This window comes from Streptomyces sp. NPDC046712 (assembly GCF_040645695.1).
GTDB lineage: Bacteria > Actinomycetota > Actinomycetes > Streptomycetales > Streptomycetaceae > Streptomyces.
In genome coordinates, this window is record NZ_JBEYYW010000042.1 from 34097 (window position 1) to 56884 (window position 22788).

15 protein-coding genes and 1 pseudogene are annotated in these 22788 nt (G+C 72.3%); 6 read left to right on the forward strand and 10 right to left on the reverse strand.

Annotated elements, in window-relative coordinates:
* Positions 1–5 precede the first annotated feature (5 nt).
* The 3 genes from ABZ939_RS34735 to ABZ939_RS34745 are packed head-to-tail and all read left to right on the forward strand — an operon-like array spanning position 6 to position 1894.
* Entirely contained in the window at positions 6–746 is a 741-nt protein-coding gene (locus ABZ939_RS34735) for a GPR1/FUN34/YaaH family transporter (protein WP_361864222.1), read from the forward strand.
* Positions 747–800: 54 nt separating this feature from the next.
* Positions 801–1115, forward strand: coding sequence for a GNAT family N-acetyltransferase (locus tag ABZ939_RS34740; protein WP_361864224.1), 315 nt, complete (start codon positions 801–803; stop codon positions 1113–1115).
* A gap of 53 nt (positions 1116–1168) precedes the next feature.
* The gene (locus tag ABZ939_RS34745; protein WP_361864226.1) at positions 1169–1894 is read left to right on the forward strand and encodes an alpha/beta hydrolase; all 726 of its coding nucleotides are present in this window, start codon (positions 1169–1171) and stop codon (positions 1892–1894) included.
* Between the two features lie 114 nt (positions 1895–2008).
* On the opposite strand, the gene ABZ939_RS34750 is transcribed toward ABZ939_RS34745, so the two are convergent.
* From ABZ939_RS34750 to ABZ939_RS34760, 3 genes are all read right to left on the reverse strand, one after another.
* Complete coding sequence (locus ABZ939_RS34750; RefSeq protein ID WP_361864228.1) at positions 2009–2968, reverse strand: helix-turn-helix domain-containing protein; 960 nt, start codon at positions 2966–2968, stop codon at positions 2009–2011.
* A 377-nt stretch (positions 2969–3345) separates the two neighbouring features.
* The gene (locus ABZ939_RS34755; RefSeq protein WP_361864230.1) at positions 3346–4332 is read right to left on the reverse strand and encodes an alpha/beta hydrolase; all 987 of its coding nucleotides are present in this window, start codon (positions 4330–4332) and stop codon (positions 3346–3348) included.
* Positions 4333–4380: 48 nt separating this feature from the next.
* Positions 4381–7218 (reverse strand): AAA family ATPase, encoded by a 2838-nt coding sequence (locus ABZ939_RS34760; RefSeq protein WP_361864232.1) that lies wholly within the window; start codon positions 7216–7218, stop codon positions 4381–4383.
* Between the two features lie 205 nt (positions 7219–7423).
* Here ABZ939_RS34760 and ABZ939_RS34765 point away from each other — a divergent pair, with 205 nt between their 5' ends.
* Positions 7424–10204 carry a LuxR family transcriptional regulator gene (locus ABZ939_RS34765; RefSeq protein WP_361864234.1) on the forward strand — a complete coding sequence of 927 codons (2781 nt, stop codon included), beginning with the start codon at positions 7424–7426 and terminating at the stop codon, positions 10202–10204.
* A gap of 30 nt (positions 10205–10234) precedes the next feature.
* On the opposite strand, the gene ABZ939_RS34770 is transcribed toward ABZ939_RS34765, so the two are convergent.
* The 4 genes from ABZ939_RS34770 to ABZ939_RS34785 are packed head-to-tail and all read right to left on the reverse strand — an operon-like array spanning position 10235 to position 16569.
* Positions 10235–10996 (reverse strand): hypothetical protein, encoded by a 762-nt coding sequence (locus ABZ939_RS34770; protein ID WP_361864236.1) that lies wholly within the window; start codon positions 10994–10996, stop codon positions 10235–10237.
* A complete protein-coding gene (locus ABZ939_RS34775) occupies positions 10989–15617 on the reverse strand; it encodes a putative T7SS-secreted protein (protein ID WP_361864238.1) in 4629 nt (1542 codons plus the stop codon). Before ABZ939_RS34775 ends, ABZ939_RS34770 begins: the two co-directional genes overlap by 8 nt.
* Positions 15617–16174 (reverse strand): hypothetical protein, encoded by a 558-nt coding sequence (locus ABZ939_RS34780; RefSeq protein WP_361864240.1) that lies wholly within the window; start codon positions 16172–16174, stop codon positions 15617–15619. Before ABZ939_RS34780 ends, ABZ939_RS34775 begins: the two co-directional genes overlap by 1 nt.
* Positions 16174–16569, reverse strand: a complete 396-nt coding sequence (locus ABZ939_RS34785) for an SseB family protein (protein WP_361864242.1) — start codon at positions 16567–16569, stop codon at positions 16174–16176. Before ABZ939_RS34785 ends, ABZ939_RS34780 begins: the two co-directional genes overlap by 1 nt.
* A 228-nt stretch (positions 16570–16797) precedes the next feature.
* Between ABZ939_RS34785 and recQ the strand changes: the two genes are divergently transcribed.
* Entirely contained in the window at positions 16798–18735 is a 1938-nt protein-coding gene (gene recQ, locus ABZ939_RS34790) for a DNA helicase RecQ (RefSeq protein ID WP_361864244.1), read from the forward strand.
* Positions 18736–18789: 54 nt separating this feature from the next.
* Here recQ and ABZ939_RS34795 read toward each other — a convergent pair whose 3' ends face one another.
* Positions 18790–20589, reverse strand: coding sequence for a SpoIIE family protein phosphatase (locus tag ABZ939_RS34795; RefSeq protein ID WP_361864246.1), 1800 nt, complete (start codon positions 20587–20589; stop codon positions 18790–18792).
* 140 nt (positions 20590–20729) lie between these two features.
* On the opposite strand from ABZ939_RS34795, the gene ABZ939_RS34800 reads away from it, so the two are divergent.
* Positions 20730–21923, forward strand: coding sequence for an FAD-dependent oxidoreductase (locus ABZ939_RS34800; protein ID WP_361864248.1), 1194 nt, complete (start codon positions 20730–20732; stop codon positions 21921–21923).
* A 73-nt stretch (positions 21924–21996) separates the two neighbouring features.
* Here ABZ939_RS34800 and ABZ939_RS34805 read toward each other — a convergent pair whose 3' ends face one another.
* The gene (locus tag ABZ939_RS34805) at positions 21997–22446 is read right to left on the reverse strand and encodes a hypothetical protein (protein ID WP_361864250.1); all 450 of its coding nucleotides are present in this window, start codon (positions 22444–22446) and stop codon (positions 21997–21999) included.
* A gap of 114 nt (positions 22447–22560) precedes the next feature.
* Positions 22561–22788, reverse strand: a pseudogene (locus tag ABZ939_RS34810) (glyoxalase); the annotation flags it as partial.

Consider the following 22788-nt stretch of genomic DNA (forward strand, 5'->3'; position numbering starts at 1 on the left):
CCACGATGAGTACAGACTCCGCCTCCGCCGGCGGCGACGAGGACGGACCCTCCGGCCGGCCGGAGGCTCTCCCGGGTCGCCGCTTCGAGCCGGACCTCCGGTCGATGACCCGGATCAACCTGCGCCCCATCGCCTCACCCATGCCGCTGGGCTTCTTCACGGTGGCGATCGCCTCCGTGATGACCGGATGCATGCAGCTCGGACTCTTCGAGACCGAGGCCCGTGGCGCCGTCGCCCTGTGCGTGCTGCCGGCCTTCGCCCTGCAATTCCTCGTCAGCATCCTGGCCTTCGGCGCCCGTGACGTGATCGCGGCGACGCTCATGGGCGTGTTCGCCGGCAGCTGGCTGGCCTACGCGCTCGTCATGTACAGCGGCGCGGCCGAGGGGCTCAGAGTCCTGGGCGTCTTCAACCTGGCGTTCCTCTGCTTCGGGGCGCTGATGGCCGCGGTGACGCGGCCCAAGCGCGCGCTGTGGCTCGTCCTGGTGGTCTCCCTGCCCCGCTGGGCCGCCACCGGTCTGTCGGGTCTCACCGACGCCGAATGGCTCACGCGCACGTCCGGGGCCCTCGGCCTCCTGGTGGCGCTCGTCGCCATGTACGCCGCGTTCGCCCTGATGTTGGAGGACATGCGCAGCGAGGAGGTCCTGCCCATCGGCCGCAGTGGCCCCGCCCACGCCGCCGTGGAGGGCGACCTCGCGGTCCAGCTCCGCAACCTGGAACGCCAGGCGGGCGTGCGCCGCACGCTCTGAAACACCCCCGCTGGCACACCGACCCACGAACACCGCAACAGCACAGGAGCACCCATGGAACCGCAGGTGGTGGACCGCCCCGAGAAGTCCCGCTACGAGATCCTCGCCGGTGACGACGGCACCAAGACCGCGGGCTTCGCCGAGTACTTCCTCTCGGAGGACGAGATCGCCTTCATCCACACCGAGATCGATCCCCGTTTCGCCGGCCGGGGGCTGGGCGGGCTGCTCGCCCAGGGCGCCCTGGACGACGCCCGCGCGCGCGGGCTGCACGTCCTGCCGTACTGCCCCTTCATCCGTGGCTGGATCGGCAAGCACCGCGAGTACGCCGACCTGGTGCCCGAGGCGCGCCGCGCACGGTTCGGCCTCTGAAGCACGACGATTCCGCCTTCCACACGTCCACCTACGCCCCGAGGAGTTCTCGCATGTCCCGATCCGTCCGCCCCACCGTCGTGCTGGTCCACGGCGCCTTCGCCGACGCCTCCAGCTACGCCCGTGTCATCCCCGAACTGACCGCCGTCGGCCTGGAGGTGGTGGCCCCGGCGGTGCCCAACCGCAGCCTCGTCGACGACGCCGCGTACATCGCCTCGGTGATACGCGCCATCGACGGCCCCGTGATCCTGGTGGGGCACTCGTACGGTGGCGCCGTCATCACCCTCGCCGGCACGGAGGACAATGTCCGGGCGCTGGTCTACCTGGCCGGATACGCCCTGGAGGAGGGCGAGAGCCTGGGCGAGCTGCAGGGTCGTTTCCCCGACTCCGGCCTCGCCGACGCGCTCGTCTACACGCCGTTCTCCGTGGCGGGGTCCGACGAGACCGGCACCGACGTCTCGGTGGAGGTCGGGAAGTTCCACGCCCTGTTCGCCGCGGACGTCGACCCCGAGCTCGCCGCCGTGCTCGCCGTCTCCCAGCGTCCCCTGGCCGCACGGGCCTTCTCGGAGGCGGCCACGGTCGCGGCGTGGAAGAGCAAGCCGTCCTGGGGTCTGGTCGCCACCTCCGACCGGACCATCAACCCCGACGTGGAGCGCTTCGGCTACGGGCGGGCCGGAATGACCACCGTCGAGGTCGACTCCTCGCACCTCGTCATGCTCGCTCAGCCGAAGGCCGTGGCCGAGCTGATCCAGGACGCTGTCCGGTCCACCGCCCACTGACCCGCGCCCCGACCGGGCCCCGTGCCGATCCCACGCCGTTGGTGTGGGGTCGGCACGTCCGCGCGAGGCGGCCGGCCGGTCGGTACGGGGACGCCGAGCGATCACCGCCTCGGTTCACGCGTGACGCGCGCTCGACTGCCATTCCCGTGGCGACATCCCGTACGCGGTGCGAAAGGCGCGACTGAAGTGGGACGGGTTCACGAAGCCCCAGCGCTGGGCCACCGCCGAGACGGCGGGGGCCGTCCGCGACTGCCGGGACAGCTCCCGTCGGCACCTTTCCAGGCGCTCGCGGTGGATCCAACGACCCACCGTGGTCCCGTCCGACTGGAAGAGCTTGTGCAGATAGCGGACCGACATGTGGTGCGCGCACGCGATCATCTCCGGAGAGAGGTCGGGATCGGCCAGGTGTCGCAGGATGTACTCCTTGATGCGGGCCAGCATCCCGCGGGCCAGTTCCGACGCGTGGGGGTTCAGCAGCCCCTGCCGCTCGCGCACCAGCACCGTCAGCAGGTCGACGGCGGTCATCGCGAGTTGCCGGCCTGTGTACGGGTCGAATTCGGCCGCCCGGTCCGCCAGACGCTGAAGATGGCCGGCGACCACTCCGGACGTGCCGCAGTGGCTGTCGAAGACGGTCGCCGTGATCGCCCGCAGTTCGGTGTCCGTCACGGGCAGCACCTCCTTCGGCACGAGGATCGAGGTGAATCGGAAGTTGTCCGGCTGTTCCCTGCTGTAGGGCCGGCCGGCGTCGGAGCAGGTGAAAGTGCCCGGGTGGACCAGGGCCTGACGCCCGTCCTGGGTGAGCCGCCCGGTTCCCTGGTGCTGGAGCGTGATGGTCAGGAACTCCTCTCCGCCCCTGGAGATCAGGGAGGCGTGGCGCGACGCGCTCGCCGGGCCGCCCTCGATCACCGAGATCTGGAGGGGGCCGAGTCTGTCGACGGTGATCGTCCCCACCGCGGGCTCGCGCTCGCGCAGCGTGACGTCGATGGGAACCAACGTGTCGGAGACGATGCTCTGCCAGTATTCGGCCCGCTCGGACGGGGGGAGCGGCAGGATGGAGAGTACGACGGACATCATGACCCCTCGTGATGGTCGTGCGGACGCTCCCTGAAGAGCGTCGGAACAGCGGAACGTGCGCCGGCGACCGGCGCGAAGCCGGTTCTCGCGTGGCTCGGGGACGCCGCGGACCGACGGCGGAGGGGCGGGCTGTGTGAGGGCGGGAGTGCTTCGAGGACGCCATACGACACCCGGGCACGACGGCCGTGCTTCACACAGCGCTCACGGGACCTCCGACGGGATGCGACTGTCTCCTGCGTCCAGTCTCGGACCGCCTGCCGTCGGAGCCATCAGTCACCCGACTGGTGTTCTGCTCAGTACTCCCGCTCATGATTCTGCGACGGCGCGCCGGGCCCGTCCCCGCCGGGCGCGTCGGTAGGGAAGCGCCCGGCGCTCTCTCACCGCAGGCGAGCGCGCAGGAACCTGCCCCCGAGCCGCACTGCCGCAAGCGTCGGCGGGCTGTTGCGCAGAGCGCTCAGTGACACGAAGTCGTGGACCGTGCCCTGGAATCGCGCCGCGGTCGCGGCGACACCGGCTTGTCGGAGCCGGTCCGCGTACTCCTCCCCTTCGTCCCGGGCGACGTCGGCCTCCGCTGTCACGACCAGCGCCGGCGGCAGTCCCGCCAGCGCTGCCGTACTCGCACGCAGCGGGGCCGCGGTCGGCTCCTCCCGCTGCCGGGGATCGACCGCGTACTCCCGCCAGTAGGACCGCACGGCATCCCGGGTGAGCTGATATCCGGTGGCGAAGAACCGTTGGGACGGGCTGTCGCAACGGGCGTCGGTCAGTGGGTAGTACAGCAGCTGGGCGCGGATCTCCGGACCCCCGCGCTCCCGCGCCAGCAGCGTGAGCGCCGTGGCGAGGGTGGCCCCGGCGCAGTCGCCGGCGACCGCGAGCCGGTCGGTGTCGAGTCCGAGCGGCTCGGCCTGTCCGACCGTCCAGGTCAGCAGGGCGTAGCACTCTTCGAGGGCGACCGGATAGCGACTCTCGGGCGTGCGGCTGTACTCGGGAACGACGGCCGCGACACCGGCTTCGCGCACCAGCTCGCTGACGAGCCATGCGTGCGTCTGCGCGTCGCCCAGCATCCAGCGGCCCCCGTGGACGTAGAGCATGGTGGGGGGCCGGCCCACGAGACCGGTCGGCCGGAAGACCCAGAAGCCCACCAGACCGGTGGGCCCCACGGGCGCCGCGTGGAAGGTGGCGTCCACGTCGAAGTCGTCGATCCGATCGCCCTGGGCCTCTTGCAACGCCTGGCGTGCGGTCTCCGGTTCGAGCTCGTGGAGGAAGGGCGGTGTCGCCGAGGCGTCGACGAGCCGCCGTACCAGCGGATCCAGAATCACCGGCCGCGGCTGCTCGGCGCGCGCCTCCCGGTCAGGCTCCGGCCGCATTCGTTCCGCCTCTCGCTCGGGCCCCTCGGGGTGGTGGTCGTTCGCACGTCAGCCGTCGTGCAGGAGGTCCCGAAGTTGATGGCGGCTGCTGATGCCGAGCTTGGGATAGACGTTGTAGAGGTGCGAGCCCACCGTACGCGGCGAAAGAAACAGCCGCTCGCCGATCTCGCGGTTCGAAAGGCCGACCGCGGCGAGCCGCGCTATCTGTTGCTGCTGGGCCGTCAGCTCGGCCAGCCGCTCGGCCGAGGTGGACGCGGAGGAGTCGGCGACACCCGTCGCGCGCAGCTCGCCGCGGGCCGCGTCCGCGAGCGGCCGGGCGTCGAGCCGGGCCGCCACCTCGAGGACCGCGGTCAGTTGGGCGCGGGCCTCCAGGGGCCTGCGGCGCCTGCGTAGCCAGATCGCGTAGTGCAGACGGGCCTGTGCCCGTTCCATCGGCCAGGTGTCGCCCTCGGGATTGACCAGAGCCAGCCGGAAGTGGTGCTCGGGGTCCGCCACCTCGTCGACAAGCGCCGCCGCGTGGTGCATCAGGAGCGTCATACGGGTCGTCGGCCGCTCGCCCATGCCCGCCCGCACCGCGCCGAGGACGCGTGCCGCCTCCTTCTTCCGGCCGACGCGCTGTGCGGCGGCGGCCAGTTCGCCCACGGAGCGCGGAGACAGGAAGCGGACGAGCGGCGATCCGTCCTCGTCGAACAGGGACCTGAAGTGGCGGAACGCGCGCTCGGCGTCCCCCAGGGCCAGCGCGTGCAGGCCGCTGGCCCGCAGCATTCTGGCCCGAGTGGTCTGGTTCTCACCGAGGTTGACGGAGCGCCAGTGGAGACCGGTGAACGGGATGTCCGGCAGGCTGTCGCCGCGCAGTGCGCGCAGTGTCACCTCCAGCGCCTCGAGGTCCATGTCGACACGGGGCAACCGGTGGACCACCGCGTCGGAGCGCCCTTCTTCGATCAGGGCCTGGGCCTCCGGCCATCGGCCCATGACGATGAGGGTGTCCACGTGGTTCGGAAGCGTCCATAGCCGCGAGCCCCACGCCCCACGGGCGCCGTGCAGCGTGCTCGCCTGTCGGTACGTCTCCGCGCACTGCTCCGACTCGTCGGTGTAGTACGCCACCGAGGCGTGGGCCAGCAGCCGGGTCGGTGGAGTCGGTCCGCCGAGCGGTCCGGACGGCGGGACGGGCACCCGGCGGGCTGTGCCGCCGCCATGGGCGTCGGCATCCAGACAGACCGACACGTAGGTTTCCAGGGCCTCCAGGACTCCGGGCCCGGTGAGCCCCGGGAACTCGCCCGCTCCCGCCGGTTCGGTGAGCCCGGTGGGAGTGACGCGCCCGGAGTGCTCGGCACGGTCGTCCCCCGACACGGCTGTCACCCGGGCCGACCGGCGTGCGTGGTCGAGCAGACGCGGCAACTCCTTGCGATGCTCCGGAAGACCGGACTGGTGGGCGATCGCCGCGGCGATCGCCGTGAGCGCGTAGGAGCCGGTGGCGGTACGCGGGGGAGAGTGCCGCCACATGTCCAGCAGCAGCCCGAAGGCTTCCCGTTGGAACGAGAGCAGCGACAGCGCGGTGGCCATGGCACAGGCCGCGACGCATCGCAGGTCCGGGTCGCGACCGACCAGGGAGAACTCCGCGTACAGATCGCGGACCCACTCCGGATCCCCGAGAGCGCTCGCCGCCGTCATGGCCGCGGCGAGGCGACGGGCCCGGTCCACGTCGTTTCCGCTGAGCCGGGCCGCCTGCTCCAGCGCCTTCGCCGAGGCGAAGTGGTCGCCCGCGCGCGCGGCGTGCACGGCGGTCGCCCGCTCCAAGGCCGAGGCGGCCTCCTCGTCGGGGCCGAGCGCGGCAGCGGCCAGATGCCAGGCCCGGTACGCGGGGCTCTGGCCCGCTGCCGCCGCCAGGTCCCGGTGAGCCCGCTGCCGCAGCTTCGCGGGCTGTCGCAGGAAGGCCGCCGCACGCACCAGCGGGTGACCGAACGTGAGGCGGCCGTCGGCGATGCCGATCAGGCCGGCCTCCTCCGCCGGGGTCCAGACGGTGAGGTCGTCGGTGCCCAAGGCCGTCATCACGATGCGGAGTTCCTCCTCCGCCGGCGCGGCCGAGGCGTAGAGCAACGCGCGCTGCGTGTCCTCCGGGAGAACTTCCAGACGCGACGCGAACATCTGCGGGGCCGAGGCCGACCCGGCACCGACGCGTGATGCCCGGTGCAGGTCGACGATCGCCAGCGGATTACCCTCCGCCCGCCGGAGCAGGTCCAGCCGGAGCCGCCCCCGAGGCGCGTCGGGCTGCGCGTCCAGCAGCCGGGCCGCAGCTCCGGGGGACAACGGCCCGAGCCTCAGGACGGGGAGATCCGCCGGGACTCCGGACGGGGGACCTTCGCCGCGTGCGGTGAACAGCATGGTCACCGCCTGGTCCGTGAGCTGCCGCCGTACGGAGAACACGACATCCAAGGATGCGTCGTCCCACTCCTGGGCGTCGTCCACGGCCAGCAGCAGCGGGTTCGTCCGGGCGAGGCGGGTCAGGAGCGCCAGTGTCACGGCACACAGCGCACGTCGTTCCTGCGGCCCGGCGCCCGCACCCGGCTCGAACGCGGTACGCAGCACCGGCCACCGGTCCTTCGGAAACAGGTCCGGCACGTTCAACACCGGCAGAAGCAGCCGGTGCAGCGAGGCTAAAGGGGCGGGTTCCTCCCCACCCCAGCCCCGCGCCGACAGGACCCGGGACCCGCGCGCAGCGGCCGACTCCTCGGCGAACCGCAGCAACAGGGACCTGCCGGTGCCGGTCTCCCCGAGCATGAGCAGACCCTGCGGACCGGAACGAACGTCAAGACACCGCAGGATCCGGCCGATCTCCTCCTCACGGCCGATCGGCACAGCCGCGCGTCCCGCTTCGAACTCCGTCATCGCACTCCGACTCCCCGTGCGAGGCAGCTTGTTCCCGCCCCTGCCGCGATGCTGTCAGGAGGGCGAGCAGACCGCTTCTGTCATGTGACCAGTCATGCCCGAAGAGAGCCTGGCAAGATGGCGTCAACGCTGTGAACAGGGATTTCACGGCTGACCCCGCTCCACTGGGCGGTCCGGGGCGGTCGGTGGCCAGGACGAGGAGAGCATGGACGTCGGCGCCGTAGAGGCACGCACGCGGGGTATCCGGGGCAGGGCCCGCGAACGGGAGTGGATCGGCAGACTCGTCGACGCGGCGGACGGCCCCGGATCGAAGGTGCTCGTGCTGACCGGTCAGCCGGGCGCCGGCAAGAGCACCCTGCTCGACCACGCAGCCGACGTGGCCGCGGCACGGGGCAGGCGGGTGCTCCGCGTCCGTGGCTGTGAGGGCGAGCAGGGCCTCGACTTCGCGGGAGTGCACCAGCTGCTGCGCCCCGTCCTCCGCGACATCGACCGGCTGCCGGCGCGTCAGCGCGACGCCCTCCGGCACGCGTTCGGCACGGACGACGGCGACGCACAGCAGATCCCGGAGCCGCTGGTGATGAGATCCGGCGTGCTCACCCTCCTCTCGGAGGCGGCGACGGAACAGCCCCTGCTCCTCGTCGTCGACGACGCCCAATGGCTGGACCTCTGCTCCCTGGACGTGCTGGCGTTCGTCGCCAGGCGCCTCGAGGGCGAACGGATGGCCCTGCTGCTCGCGGCACGGGACGAGTCGGTGCCGGCCCGCTTCGACCGCGACTTCCCCCATCTGGCGACCGGCCCCCTCGACCGGGCGGAGGCGGGCCTTCTCCTGGACGAGCAACCGCATCCGCCGCGAGGCAAGGCCCGCGCCGAGATCATCGAGCAGGCCGCCGGGAACCCCCTCGCACTCATCGAACTCGCCCGGGCGTTCGCCAAGGAGCCGGGTCTCCAGAGGCCGGGTGCGATCGAAGCCCTCCCCCTCACCACCCGGCTCGAGCGACTGTTCGCAGCCGACCTGCCCGACCTTCCGCAGGCGACCCGGCATGCGCTGCTCCTGGCGGCAGCCGCGGGCACGGACCGGCTCTCCGACGTCCTGCACGCCGTCCCGGGCCTCGACGATCCCGAGGTCTGGCGGCCGGCCGAGGAGGCAGGACTCGTACGGGTCGAGAACGGCGACGTCCGGCTGCGCCATCCGCTGATCCGGTTCGCGATCCACCAGGCGGCCTCCTTCGCCGACCGCCGCGAGGCCCATCTGGCACTCGCCGCCGCGCTCGCGCACGAACCCGACCGCCAGGCCTGGCACCTCGCCGCGGCCGCGTTCGGGCCGGACGAGGAGGTCGCCGACGCCCTGGCGCAGAGCGCCGAGCGCTCGCGGCGGCGGGGCGGATACGCGGCCGCGGCCACCGCGCTGGAACGAGCGGCCGAACTCACCCCGGACGCGGAGCGTCGCGCCGGACGCCTGCTCGCCGCCGCCGTCTCCGCCATGTTCGCCGGATACCCCCAGTGGGTCGGCGAGCTCGCGGCCCGTGTGGGCACCCTGACGCACGACCCCAAGCTGCTCGCCGAGGCATCCCTGTGCGGCGGTTGGTCACTGGCCGTCACCCTCCGCCATGACGACGCGCTCGGATTCCTGCTGCCCGTCGCCGAGTCCATGGCCACCGCGGCTCCCGTCCTGGCGCTGGAAGCGCTGGGCACGGCGGCGACCCCCGCCTACAACTCCGGCGACGCCGTCTACCGCGCCGAACTCCAGCGCGTCGGCGCCCTGATCCCCCCGCAGCCGGGCCGGACCGAGACGCTGTGGGCTGAGGCGGTAGCCCGCCCCTTCACGGAGCGGGAGCAGGCACTGCAGCGCCTGCGCGACGGGGCGGGCCCCTCGTGGGAAGGCTCGGTCTCGGACCCCACCACGCTCGGCGACCTCATGATGCTCGGCGCCACCGCCTGGATCCTGGACGAGACCGACCTGTCCGTCCGCCTGCTCGGCCGGGCCATGGACCACTACCGTCCGGCCGCCACGGCGGGCACCAACTGCACGGTCACCCAGGCTCTCGCCCTCGCCCTGTTCGACAGCGGAGCGTGGACGGCAGCCGGGTCCGCGGCCGAGGACGCCTACTGCTTGGCCGCGGAAGCGGGGGCGGAGAACGTCGCCGTGGGGGCACCGATCCTCCAGGCCACGCTGCGCGCGCTCCGCGGCGACCACACCGGCGCGCGAGAGCGGGCCGCCGAGGCCGTCCGCGGCATCGAGCTGAGCAAGTCCCGCAGTCTGTACGTCCGTCACTGCCAGGCGCTCGGCATGGCGGCGCTCGCGGAAGGCGACCACGGGACGGCGTACGAGCACCTCCGCCGCGTCTTCACGCAGGATTCCCCTCCCGTCCCCGTGCACCTCCACGCTTCGCAGTACCACCTCGCCGACCTCGCCGCGGCCGCCGTGCGCGTCGGCCGGGCGGACGACGCCCGCGCCGTGCTCCGAGCCGCCGAGGACCAACTCGGTACGCCCCGTTCCAGCCGGCTGGACGCGATCGTGCACCGTGCCACGGCCCTGCTGAGCCCGCCCGACGACGCCGAGCCGCACTTCCTCGCGGCGCTCGCCGACCCCGCGGGCGCGCGCTGGCCCTTCGAACGCGCCCTCACCCAGCTGGACTTCGCCGAGTGGCTGCGACGACGCCGACGGGCCGCGGAGGCACGCCCCCTGCTCGCCAACGCTCTGGAGGTCTTCGAACGGCTCGACGCCCGCCCGTGGATCGAGCGCGCCACCGCCGAGCTCCGCGCGGCCGGCGTGACCGTGTCGGCCTCCGCCGCTCCGGAGGCCGTGGCCGGACTGACGCCGCAGGAGCTGCAGATCGCCCAACTGGCCGCGGAAGGACTGACGAACCGGGACATAGGCGCCCGGCTCTATCTGTCCCCTCGCACCATCGGCTTCCACCTGCACAAGATCTTCCCGAAGCTCGGCATCACGGGACGCGCCCAGTTGCGGGACGTCCTCGGCCCCTGACCTCGAACCGGGCGGGCACCGATGTCCAGGTCACGGAGCCGAGCCGGTGTCCCCCCGTGCGATGCGGTCCAGAAGGGGGGCAGCCCAGTCCGGGAGGGCGGACGCCGTGGGGCGGGGCGGACGGGGGTCGGCGGCGATGCCGATGCCGCCCGCCGGGTCGCCGTACACGAACCGCTGCGACCACCCGAGCCATGAACGGACGAACAGGTTCGCGCTCCACGCGAGGGCCAGGGCGGCGCGCCGCTCGGGAACCTCGTACCAGTAGCTGGTGAGCACCACCGCGCGGGAGACCGCCTCGTCCGGATCCCCCGGCCGGGAATCGGCGGTGAGCCCGGCGGCCAGCACCGACGCCGCGAACCGGTTCTCCGCGAGCAGTCCGCCGCTGTCGCAGACGACCACGTCCAGCAGGTCCGCCGGGAGGTCCACGGCGGCCCGCTCCAGCCGCGCCAGCAGCTCGGGCACCCCCGGATCGCCGGCCGTCTCGAGGCCGGGCACCACGCTCAGGTCGGCCGGCAGCCGCTCGTCCGCCGTGCGGGCCGCCAGCAGGTGCACGTACGCCAGCGCGCGCAGCGTCTGCCAGCGGCAGAGGGTGTCGAGCAGCGCGATCCGGGAGCCGCGGAAGGCGAGCCGCACCGGCCAGTCGGCCGCCCGGACCTCGTCCCCGAGGGCCCGCAGCTCCGGCGGCACCGGGGCCGGGAAGACCCGGCTCTGACCCGCGTCGTAGGACGGCTCGGCGCGGTAGCCCGGCCAGCCGGGCACGGGGTTCTGGGGTGTACCGCTACGGCTACTCATTCACTTCGTCGTCCTTCGGGGTCCGCCACTTCGCCGTGTCCTTGCCGTCTCGCGGAGTGATGTAGTTGGAGAGGTCCTCCGGGTCGATGTGGTACGCGTGGATCATATGGTCCTGGCGGATGATGGCCACCGGCCTCGACGGGTCGAGGCTGCGGTCGATGATGATCCGCGCCCCTGTCGCGTCGTCGACGTAGTTGGCCGGCGACTGCAGATGGCCCCGCAGGTACTTCTCCAGTTTCACCTCGTCCCCGCCGATGCCCTCCAGATAGTGGTTCGACTTGCCGCTCTCCGCCTCGTTGAGCTGGTGGTCGACGCCTTGCGCCGCCCGGGTGCTGTCCGAGTAGGGGGCCAGCCCGAAGGGGTCGCACCAACCCTGGGGATTGGCGACGTACGTCACCGGGTTGGGGGCCGCCGACAGGCCCAGCGGGTCCGGGCTCAGATAGCGGCCGGTCTCGGGGTCGTAGGCGCGGAAGTAGTTGTGGTGCAGGCCCGATTCGGTGTCGAAGTACTGGCCGGGGAAGCGCAGCGGCGTGTACGCCGTGGCGTCCCGGTTCCAGGCCGTGGAGCCCCACAGCGTGGACCGGCTGCGCCAGGCCGGCACGCCGTGCTCGTCGACGAGTTCGGTGGGCGCGCCCACCAGGTCCGTGACGATGGCGTAGAACCGTTCGTCCACCACCTCCTGGCCTGCCGTCAGGATCCGCTCCGTCTGCGCGAGCGGCTGCAGACCGCGGTGGTCCCAGGTCACGGCGATCGCCCGGTCGGCCTCCGTCGAGGTGCTGGTCTGCTCGCACAGCACGCTGCCGTCCCAGGTGAAGACCGTCCGCTCGGCCACCTCCAGCCCGTCGGGGGTCATCCGTTCCTTGGCCGTACGCCGTCCCAGCGCGTCGTACGTGTACCGCCAGCGCGTGCCGTCCGGGGTGGTCACGGCCGTGATGCGGTCCTCGGCGTCCCACTCGTACCGCCAGGTGTCGGGCTTGCGCGAGAGCCGGGCCTTCTGACGGAGCACGACCCTGCCGAGGGCGTCGTACTCGTGACGGACCCGGCCCGCGCCGATCAGCCGGGTGCCCTCGTAGGTGCGCGGTCCGGTGGCGTCCAGGCCTCCGGGATGGGAGCCGGGCCAGGACGCGGAGGACTGGTTGCCCGCCTCGTCGTACGCGTAGCGCTCGGTCCAGTTCTCGGCGTGCACGGCCGTCACCCGGCCCCGGGGGTCGAGATCGAAGCTGCGCGGTCCGGCCAGCAGATCGTCGATCCCGGTCAGGACCCCGTCGGACCGGTAGGTGTACCCGCGACGCTGCACCACGTCCTGCCCGGGGCCCGTGAGCCGCTGCTCCACCAGCCGGCCGGCCTCGTCCCAGGCATGGCCGAGGGTGACGGTGTCTCCATAGGTGCGGCTGAGCTCCTGGCCCGCCGCGTCGTGCGTGAACCCGATCCGCCGGCCGGACGTGGTCAGGGCGTCGTGGCGGCCCCCCGCGTCGTAGGCCCACGCGGCGACGGCCCCCGTCGGGGTGGTCCGGCCGGTGCGGCGCCCCACGGCGTCGTAGGTGTAGGTGAGGGTGCGGCCGTCGACCGTCTCCTGGACGAGCCGGCCCGCCCGGTCGCGCAGCCGGGTCAGCACACTGTCCCCGCGCACCGCGGCGGCGAGCCGGTCGAACACGTCGTACTCGTACGTCGTCACCGTGCCGCCCGCGTCCTTGCGGACGGTGTGCCCCAGGGCATCGCGGTCGTACGTGATCCGCTGCCCGAGGGCGTCGGTGCGGGTGACGAGCCGGCCGGCCGGGTCGTACGCGTAGTCGAGCGCACGACCGTCGAAGTCGGTCTCCCGGACGAGCCGGCCCGCCGGGTCGTAGGCGTACTCCCAGGTCATGCCCTGTGGGTTGCGGACCTGGGTCAGCCGCAACTCGGCGTCGTACGCGTATTCGTGGCGTGTGCCGTCCGCGTCGGTCCGGGCGGCGAGCAGGTCGAAGTGGGTGTACTCGAAGTGCACCGTGGCGCCGTCGGGACCGTCCGTACGGGTCAGGCAGTTGCCCTCTCCGTCGTACGTCCACGAGCGCCGTCCGCCGTCCGGACCGGTCCGGTGCAGCGGCTTGCCCTCGACCGTCCACTCCATGCGCGTGACCGCGCCCAGGGGGTCGGTGACCGCCGTGGCCCGCCCGAAGGCGTCCCGCTCGTACGTCGTGGTGGCGCCGAGCCGGTCGGTGACGGCGAGCGGCAGCCCCGCCCGGTCGGTGCGGATCCGGGTGACCGCTCCAAGCGGGTCGGTCACGGTGCTGAGGTGGCCGCGCCCGTCGTAGCCGAATCGCGTGACCGTTCCGTCGGGGCGGCTGACCGAGGTGCGGTTTCCCCGCTCGTCGTAGGTCTGGCGGACGACCGAGCCGTCCACGGCGACGACCTTGACCGGCCGGCCGAGCTCGTTGTACTCGGCTCGCGCCTCCCGGCCGTCGGGCCGGACGTACGAGACGAGGCGGCCGGCGTCGTCGTAGGCGGTGCGGGTGGTGTGGCCGAGCGGATCGGTGTGCGCGACCCGACGGCCCCGCTCGTCGTACTCGTACCGGGTGACCGCCCCGAGCGGGTCGGTCTCGGCCACCACCCGGTACCGCTCGTCGATCAGGTAGCTGCGGGTGTGCCCGGCGGCGGTGGTCACCCGCGTCGTCCGGAGGCCGGTCCGCGGGTCCGCCTCGTGGTAGCGGAAGGTGAGGGCGATGTGGCCCGCCTCGCCGCCCTCCGCGACGCACCGGTCGAGATCGTCGTAGGCGTACTCGTAGCGGCGGTCGTTCGTGTCGGTCCAGGAGGTGATGCGGGCGCGGTCGTCATAGGTGAACCGCAGTGGCAGCCCAGAGGAGTTGGTGACCTCCGTCAGGTTCCCGTCGGTGTAGCCGTACGCGAGGATGCGGCCGCCGCCGGTCAGGTGCAGGGCGGTGATCCGGCCGTCGGCGGTCTCGAAGCTCAGGTGGTAGCCGCCGGAGTGGACCATGCCCAGCGGAGTGCCGTGCTCGTCGTACTCGAAGGTGATGTGGTGGCCGCCCAGGCCCTCGAGCTGGACGATCGGCGCGATGCCGTTCTCGGCGCCGTCCGCCGGTGCGGCGAAGCGGCGTACCTCGCCCGTCAGGGGGTCGGTCAGCGTCCAGTCGCCGTCCGCGGTGCGCTCCAGCGGGCGACGGGGGCCCGACGCCGACACCGGCAGCACCGGCACGCCGGGCGCGGGATGCGGATAACCGACGAGGAGACCGTCCTCGGACACCAGGACGACACCCTTGGCGTCGATCTCCAGGTGCTGGTCGATCGTGGACGACCAGGTCGGGCCGAACCAGCGGCCCGCCAGGTAGCCCGACTCCGCGCGCCGCCTGAACGCGAAGGGGAAGGCGCCGGGGAGCACCACGTCCGTCTGCGGGAGGTACATCCGGCCGGTGGCGAGGTCGACGGGGTCGGTCCCCTCACTGGCCTTGTCCGGGTCGGACCGCTCGCCGTGGTGCGGGCCCTTGCTGTCCGTCTCCTTGCGGCCCGGGCCGTCCACGTCGTCCAGGCGCCGGGCGGCCGATCCACCCTTCCCCGCCGCGCCCAGACCTTTGGAACCGAGGAGTTCGGGCAGGAGCTTGCCCACGCCCTCGCTCGGGTCCTTCATGAAGTCGTCGAGCATCTGCTTGCCCGCGCCCCACGGGTCGTTGGCCGTGGTGACAAGACCGGCGGCCAGCGAGTTGAGGTTCGTCTGGTACTCGGCGGGGTGGGTCAGGTTGTACGGGTCCGTCGGGTTGACCGAGCGGGCGAAGTTGACGAGGCCGGCCGCGCCCTTGAGGACGCCGCCCGTCAGATGCGTCTTGGCGAGCTCCAGATAGTCCAGGCCGTCGGCGAGCTGCTCGGCGTACGAGGGCTTGGGCGGGGCAGCGTCCCGGGCCGCGCGGACCGCCGTACGGGCCGTCTCGGCGACCTCGTTGCGCTGCTTGCGCGCGTTGTCGAGCTTGTCCTGGGCGGCCTTGGCCAGCGAGACGCCGGGGTCGGTGAAGGTCTCGGACGGCCTCGGCGGCAGGGTGTCCTTCTTCGCCTCGACCGCGTCGTTGTACTCGTCGATCGACTTGTTGTAGGCGTTCCGCGCGTCCTGCGAGACCTTCTTGGCCTTGTTGTACTCGTCCAGGGCCTCCTTCGCCCGGCCCTGAGCCCACTCCACGGTGTCCGCGAACCGGTTCATGGCGTCGGCGGCCTTGCCGAAGGACTCGGCCGCCTTGAACCACAGCGGCGGCTCCTTGGCTATGGACTCCCGGAAGGCGTCCGCCGACTCACCCTTCAGACCGTCGCCCTGCAGGGCCTTGATGCCGTTGCCGACGAGGGTGAACGACAGCTCGAAGTCACTCAGGTGCGAGACCTGCGCGCGGATCTTGGACGCGCTGCCGTAGACCAGCTTCTTCGGGTCCTCGGTCTGACCCAGCTCCAGCTCCGCGACGTCCGCGCCGAGCTGGTTCGCGGCGGAGCGGCTCTTGTCGCGGATCCAGTCGCCCGCCTCGTCGAGACCGACGTCCTCCGCCAGGTCGGCGACCTTGTCGCCGGTCCACTCGACGGCATCGCCGAGGTCCTCGGCGCGGTCCTCGGCCCAGTCCTCCACCGAGTCCGGTACGAAGTCCCTCCAGCCCATCAGTTGCCACCCCCGTCGGCCTGGTCCAGCAGGTCCTTCAGCGAACCGACCTTGCCCGTGGAGGTCAGCTTGTCCCCTGTGTCGGACCAGGTCTGCTTGATGTCCTCGCGGCTCTTCTCGAAGGACTCGGCGCTGTAGTCCGGCTTGTAGACGTCGGCCCGGAAGATGTCGCCCCAGGCCTTCTGCTCGATCTCGTCCTCGCTCGCATGCGGATTGCCGTACGCCGCGTTGGCCACGACCTTGAACGCGCCCTGGATGTACTGGTCCTCCTCCCACACCGAGCCGGCGGCGATGCCGAGGGAGCGCGCGAGGATGCTCGCGTTCTGCACGAGGCTGCGCACGCCCCACTCCCAGCGCTCGCAGAAGTCCTCGTAGTCGGTGGCCAGACCCATGTGCCCGGTCTCCATGCCGGTCATGGCCAGGTCGCTGAAACCGGCGCCCTGGGAGGCGCCCGCCGCGTCCGAGAACTCGCGCAGCTCCGCGAAGGCCGCGCGCAGGCCCTTCTGGATGCCCGCGACGGCCGCGGGCGAGAGCTCCAGGTCCGGATCGCCCGCCATCAGGCGGCGTCCGTACGGTCGACGGCGCAGGCATCGGGCACGATGCCCAGGACCGGCGGGAACACCATCGAACCCTCCTCGTCGGCCACGTTCACCGCGACCCCCGCGGGACCGTCGACCATCGGGACGATCACGTCGACCAGACGCGCGCCGAGGATCGAGAGGTACTCCCACTCCCGGTCCCCGGCCCCACGCGCCTGCGCGAAGCGGGCCAGCGCCGCCTCGTCCGTGAACGCGTACAGCCAGCGGACACCGCCCCGGACGGCGGACATCAGACCTCCGTCGGCCCCGGCCTCCAACGGGGCGAGCAGCACCGCCCGCCGGAACTCGCCCACCAGGCGGCCGGGTTCACCCCTGCCGTCACGGTATGCGGCTATTTCCTGGGTCAGTTCCATGGCGCGCTTCCCCTCCGTTCCGTGCGATCAGGGCCCCCAAGAGGGACGGCATTCAGGCCACCGTCGGTTCCGCCAGGACGGGGCGGACCTCGCGGGGCGGTGGGGCGCCTCGTCCATCAGCGGCAGCGCCCTGCGGATCGCCGGCACCGTGCTGTACGTCACGTCGGGTTGTCCACAGGTTCCGGTGGCCTGGCCGAGGGTGTCGGTATCGGTCGCTACGCTTTTCGGATGGTCCTCACCGACGATTCCCCCGAGACCTCCGACGCAGCGCGGGTGCTCCGCCGTGTCTTCGGCTACAGCTCCTTCCGCGGGGCGCAGCAGGAGATCATCGAGCACGTCGTCGCTGGTGGCGACGGGCTTGTGCTGATGCCGACCGGCGGCGGCAAGTCGCTGTGCTATCAGATCCCGGCGCTCGTCAGAGAAGGCACGGGCGTCGTGATCTCGCCGCTCATCGCGCTCATGCAGGACCAGGTGGACGCGCTCAGAGCGCTCGGGGTCCGGGCCGGATTCCTCAACTCGACCCAGGACCCGTACGAGCGGCAGACCGTCGAGCAGGCTTTCGTCGCCGGAGAGCTGGACATCCTCTATCTGGCGCCCGAGCGGCTGCGCACCGAGGGCACGCAGCGGCTGCTCGACCGGGGCACGGTGTCGCTCTTCGCGATCGACGAGGCGCACTGCGTAGCCCAGTGGGGCCACGACTTCCGTCCCGACTACCTCGCGCTCTCCATGCTGCACGAGCGGTGGCCGAAGGTGCCGCGGATCGCGCTGACCGCGACGGCCACCGAGGCCACCCACGCCGAGATCGCGGGCCGCCTGGGGCTCCAGGAGGCCCGGCACTTCGTCGCCGACTTCGACCGGCCGAACATCCAGTACCGCATCGTTCCGAAGAACAACGCGCTCAAGCAGGTGCTGGAGCTGATCCGCACCGAGCACGACGGGGACGCGGGCGTCGTCTACTGCCTGTCCCGGTCCTCGGTGGAGAAGACCGCCGCCTTTCTGGTGGAGCACGGCATCGACGCCGTGCCCTACCACGCGGGCATGGACTCCGGCGCGCGCGCCGCGAACCAGGCGCGCTTCCTGCGGGAGGACGGCGTCGTGGTGGTCGCCACGATCGCCTTCGGCATGGGCATCGACAAGCCGGACGTGCGCTTCGTGGCCCATCTGGACCTGCCGAAGTCCGTCGAGGGCTACTACCAGGAGACCGGCCGAGCCGGGCGCGACGGCGAGCCTGCGACGGCCTGGCTCGCGTACGGCCTCCAGGACGTCGTCCAGCAGCGCAAGCTCATCGACGGCTCCGAGGGCGACGAGGCACACCGCCGCTCCCTGGCCGCCCACCTCGACGCCATGCTCGCGCTGTGCGAGACCGTCGACTGCCGTCGCGTGCGCCTGCTCGCCTACTTCGGCCAGTCGGCCGAGCCCTGCGGCAACTGCGACACCTGCCTGACGCCCGCCGAGTCCTGGGACGGCACGGTCGCCGCGCAGAAGCTGCTGTCGACGGTGTGGCGGCTGGCCAAGGAGCGGCGCCAGAAGTTCGGCGCGGGCCAGATCATCGACATCCTGCAGGGCAGGAGGACGGCCAAGGTCATTCAGTTCGACCACGACACGCTCTCGGTGTTCGGCGTCGGCGACGACCTGAGCACGGCGGAATGGCGAGGCGTCGTCCGCCAACTGCTGGCCCAGCGGCTCCTCGGGGTCGAGGGGGACTACGGGACGCTCGTCCTCACGGACGCCAGCGGCGAGGTGCTCGGAGGCCGCCGCACCGTACCGATGCGCAAGGAGAAGGCACCCGCCGCGGCCCGCAAGGAGTCCGGCTCGCGCTCGGCGAAGGGCCCCCGCGTCCCGGTCGACCTGCCGGCCTCCGCCGTCCCGGTCTTCGAGGCCCTCCGCGCCTGGCGCGCCGCGACGGCCCGCGAGCAGGGCGTCCCCGCGTACGTCGTCTTCCACGACGCGACGCTCCGGGACATCGCGACGCGCCTGCCCACCACGGTCGCCGAGCTGGCCACGATCGGCGGCGTCGGCGAGGCCAAGCTCACCAAGTACGCCGAGGGCGTCCTGGCCGCCCTCGCGGAACACGGCGCCGCGAAGCCCGACTCCTCACCGGCGCAGGACGACGAACCGCCCTTCGACCCGGAGGAGGTGGACCCGCCCTGGGACGACTGGGAGTGACCGGCGCGTGCGGGCCCTTGCCTCCTCGCCCCGCGGGGCACGGTGGGAGGGTCCCTACGACGGCAGGTTCTGTTCCGCCCAGACCACCTTGCCGGTGACGGTGCGGCACGAACCCCACCTGCGGCAGAGCATGTTGATCAGCTGCAGCCCCCGGCCGCCCTCGTCGCTGAGGTCCGCATGCTGGATCTGCGGCAGGTCGGGGCCCGTGTCGGAGACCTCCAGGACAAGGCGTTCGCCGCGCAGCATGCGCAGTTGGCCCGGGCCGTTGCCGTAACGCAGGGCATTGCCCACGAGTTCGGAGACGACGAGTTCGCTGACGTCGGCCAGCTCCGCGAGCCCCCAGGCGGCGAGCTGGTCGGTGACAAGGTTGCGGGCGGCGGAGGCGGCCCGGCCGGTCTTCGGCAGCTCGTACACCCGCAGGTCCCCGACCGGCAACGGGGTTCCCGCCGCGACGAGGAGCACGCCTTCGTCGAAGCGGGCCGTCCCGGCCGGCACGCAGTCCAGCAGCCGGCCCTCTCGCAGTGCCTGGGGAGCGAGACCGAGCGCCGCGGTGCGCAGCCGGTCCAGTTGGACGGCCAGGTCCTCGCTCCGGGACTTCACGAGGCCATCGGTGTACATGACCAGGTGGCTGCCGTCCGGGACATGCAGCCGCACCGGGTCGTACGGGATCACTCCCGCGCCGAGGGGCGCGCCGGTCGGCACGTCCATGAAGGAGGCGGAGCCCGGCTCGTCGATCAGCAGCGGCGGCAGGTGCCCGGCGCTGGCCAGCGTGTACGTGGAGTCGGCCGGGTCATGGATCGCGCAGAGACACGTGGCGACCTGCTCGTCCTCCAGATCGCGGGTGGCCAGGTCGAGCCGCGCCAGGATCCGTTCCGGGGCCATGTCCAGGGTCATCAACGTGCGGGAGACCGCCCGCAGCCGTCCCATGGTGGCGGCCGCCGGCAACCCGTGCCCCATGACGTCGCCGACCACGAGGGCCGTACGCCCGCCCGGCAGGGCCACGACGTCGTACCAGTCCCCGCCCACACCGCGGCCGATCGTGGCGGGGGCGTACTCGGCGTGCACCCGTAGACCGGGCGTGAGGGGGGTCGCGCGCGGCAGGAGGCTGCGCTGCAGCGAGACGACGTGCTCGCGCTCGCGCCCGTACAGCCGCGCGTTGTCGATGAAGACAGCCGCCTTGGAGGCGAGCTGTTCGGCGAGCGCCAGGTCTGTCGAGGAGAACGGCGGCGTGCCCGGCCCGCGTACGAAGTCGGCGCTTCCGAGCAGCACCCCGCGGGCGATCAGGGGCACGGCCAGGTAGCTGTGCACACCGGCGGCACGCATCTTCGCCGCCGCGCTCGCGGTGGGCGCCACACGCGCGAAGTCGTCCTCCTTCATCCGGCTCACCAGCACCGGCTTGCCCTGGCGCAGGCAGTACCGGTGGAGCAGCGTCTCGTGCTGGATCTCGGCGCGGGAGGAGCTCTCACCTACGGGCGTCGGCTCGAGGGAGGACAGCTCCTCGATGGCGCACAGGGCCGTGGCCCGCATGGCGGGGACGCCCTTCGCCGCCCACCGTTCTCCCTCGTCGCCGAGCAGGACGCTCTCCAGGATGTCGACGGCGGCTCCGTCGGCGAAGCGCGGCACCGTGAACTCGGCGAGCTCCTGCGCGGTGCGCTCCAGATCCAGGGTGGTACCGATCCGGGAGGTGGCGGAATTCAGCCAGGAGAGCCTGCTGCGCGTGGTGAACCGGTCCGGGGCGGCGAGGCCCCTGCTGCGCCGGAATCGCGCGTTCGCGCCGGTGGAGCGGCGCGTCGCGGACCCGCCACCCGCCGAGGTCCGACCGGTCAGTCGCCGTCTGCGGCCACCGCCCTTCACCCTTTCGGCCTCCAGTCACGATGTCGACGCCCTTGGTGCACAGTCTGCCTTGTACGAGCCCGGTTCCGCGATCGATGCGTAGCATGCGGCCATCGACGCCGTATGCGAGCGGTCGCTTGAACCGAAGGGGGAGCTTCGCGATGCCGAGACGTCACGCGGTGGTGGTCGGGGCCGGCATAGGCGGCCTCACGGCAGCCGTGGCACTGCACCGCCGTGGCTGGCACGTCACCGTCTGCGAACGGGCCCCCGAGCCCCCCACCACCGGCGCCGGCATCGGCCTCGCCCCCAATGCCCTGCGCGCACTCGAGACCATCGACGTCGACGTCACCCGCGCCACCGGCAGCGCCGTGCCCGCGACGATGGGTCTACGCCGCTCCGACGGCCGGTGGCTCATCCGGACCGACACGGCCGACATGGCGGCGCGCTACGGCATTCCGCCGATCGCCGTCCCGCGCCCGGCCCTCACCGCCGCCCTGGCCGCCGTCCTGCCGCCGGAGGCCCTCCGCTACGGCACCGCGGTGACCGCGGTGGACGACGCCGCGGGCCGCCCTACCGTCCGTACGGCAGCCGGCCCGGACCTTCCCGCCGATCTGGTCGTCGCCGCCGACGGCATCCACAGCCCGCTGCGCCGCGCGTACTTCCCCGCCCACCCCGGCCTGCACTACATCGGCGAGACCGCCTGGCGGGCCCTCGTAGAAGCCCCGGACCTCCGGGTACCGGCCATGAACGAGACCTGGGGGCGGGGCGAGCGGTTCGGCGTGACCCCGCTCTCCGACGGCCGGTTCTACCTCTACGCCACCGCGGTCGTCCCGGCGGGCACCAGCTCGGCCGACCGCCGCGCCGAACTCCGCCGTCGCTTCGGTTCGTGGCACGACCCGATCCCGGCCCTGCTGGACCGCGTCGGCCGCCTCGACCCCGCCGACGTCCTTCAGAACGACCTGTACGATCTGGCCGCCCCGCTCCCTCGCATGCACCACGGCCGGATCGCCTGGCTGGGCGACGCGGCCCATGCGATGGCCCCCAACCTCGGCCAGGGCGGCTGCCAAGCCATCGAGGACGCGGTGGTCCTCGCCCACCTGCTGCCCGCCGGAGACAGCGGCGCCGGCACGGACAGCATCCCGGCGGCCCTCGCCGCGTACACCGCCGCCCGCCGCGACCGCACCGACGCCGTCCGTCTCCGCGCCCGCCGGGTCGGCCGCCTGGGCACCCTGCGCCACCCGCTCGCGGTGGCGGTCCGCGACCTCGCGGTGCGCGCCACCCCGGCCCGCCTGGCCCTGCGCGGCATGGACGACCTGTTCAACGGCTTCCGCCTCCCGGGCCGCCAGGACCCCTGATCTCCGCCATCGGAGCGCGTGATCGAGACGCTTCGTCGGGCGTCGTGCGGAGCGCTTGGGTCGGGAAGGCAGCTCAGTCCGCGGCCTTGTTGCCGTCCGCCCTGGCCGGGCGGCGGATGAGGTCGGTGTCGCTGTCCTCGCGGGGGATGTAGAACCATCCCTGTTCAGTGGCGGCGTCGTAGTGCACGACGAGCTCGTCGTCCGTGAGCATCTGCTTCCAGTTCGCGAGCTTCTGGCCGGACCGCCCCGTCAGTTCCTTGCCCGCCCGCAGCCGGGCCTCGGCGCGGAGCATCATCGCCGGGTACCGGTGCCTGTGCTCCTCGTTCACCTTCCAGGGGAGGAGGTTGTCGTCACGGAGATTGCGCCGGTCAAGGCCCTTCCGCCGACGGAACGCAGCCCACATGGGGATCGAGGTGTCGATCCCGTACTTCTCTTTGTAGGTCTGCTGCATCCACTCGTACGTCCGGCCTTCCATGAACCAGCGAACAACCTCTTGTTCGTCCTGGATCTTCTTCGGCGGCATGTCTCTCCCTGACTGCGACGGCCGCCTCACTCCTCTTGATGAGCGCAGCCCCCTATCTGACGAAGCTAGAGGTTGACCCACAACGGGTGATCATGTCGAGTCGGGGTCGGCAGTTCAGCTGGTCAGCGACGGGGTGGCTTCCCAGGCGAATCCGTCCGGGTCGGTGAAGGCGTCGGCGGTGCTGCCGAGGACGATGCGGTGCGAGCCGGTGCCGTCGGCGGGGACGCCGAGGTCCTTGGCCAGGGCCCGGCGCTTGTACAGCGCCAGCTTGACGGGGCTGGACTGACCGGGGGTGAACTCGGCGTACTTGCCGCCGAAGCTTTTGGCCACGGTCAGGCCCCG

Excerpts from the sequence above, each read along its gene's own strand:
- ABZ939_RS34735 (WP_361864222.1), top strand. The coding sequence starts at position 6 with ATGAGTACAGACTCCGCCTCCGCCGGCGGCGACGAGGACGGACCCTCC.
- ABZ939_RS34740 (WP_361864224.1), top strand. The coding sequence starts at position 801 with ATGGAACCGCAGGTGGTGGACCGCCCCGAGAAGTCCCGCTACGAGATC.
- ABZ939_RS34745 (WP_361864226.1), top strand. The coding sequence starts at position 1,169 with ATGTCCCGATCCGTCCGCCCCACCGTCGTGCTGGTCCACGGCGCCTTC.
- ABZ939_RS34750 (WP_361864228.1), bottom strand. The coding sequence starts at position 2,968 with ATGATGTCCGTCGTACTCTCCATCCTGCCGCTCCCCCCGTCCGAGCGG.
- ABZ939_RS34755 (WP_361864230.1), bottom strand. The coding sequence starts at position 4,332 with ATGCGGCCGGAGCCTGACCGGGAGGCGCGCGCCGAGCAGCCGCGGCCG.
- ABZ939_RS34760 (WP_361864232.1), bottom strand. The coding sequence starts at position 7,218 with ATGACGGAGTTCGAAGCGGGACGCGCGGCTGTGCCGATCGGCCGTGAG.
- ABZ939_RS34765 (WP_361864234.1), top strand. The coding sequence starts at position 7,424 with ATGGACGTCGGCGCCGTAGAGGCACGCACGCGGGGTATCCGGGGCAGG.
- ABZ939_RS34770 (WP_361864236.1), bottom strand. The coding sequence starts at position 10,996 with ATGAGTAGCCGTAGCGGTACACCCCAGAACCCCGTGCCCGGCTGGCCG.
- ABZ939_RS34775 (WP_361864238.1), bottom strand. The coding sequence starts at position 15,617 with ATGGGCTGGAGGGACTTCGTACCGGACTCGGTGGAGGACTGGGCCGAG.
- ABZ939_RS34780 (WP_361864240.1), bottom strand. The coding sequence starts at position 16,174 with ATGGCGGGCGATCCGGACCTGGAGCTCTCGCCCGCGGCCGTCGCGGGC.
- ABZ939_RS34785 (WP_361864242.1), bottom strand. The coding sequence starts at position 16,569 with ATGGAACTGACCCAGGAAATAGCCGCATACCGTGACGGCAGGGGTGAA.
- recQ (WP_361864244.1), top strand. The coding sequence starts at position 16,798 with ATGGTCCTCACCGACGATTCCCCCGAGACCTCCGACGCAGCGCGGGTG.
- ABZ939_RS34800 (WP_361864248.1), top strand. The coding sequence starts at position 20,730 with ATGCCGAGACGTCACGCGGTGGTGGTCGGGGCCGGCATAGGCGGCCTC.
- ABZ939_RS34805 (WP_361864250.1), bottom strand. The coding sequence starts at position 22,446 with ATGCCGCCGAAGAAGATCCAGGACGAACAAGAGGTTGTTCGCTGGTTC.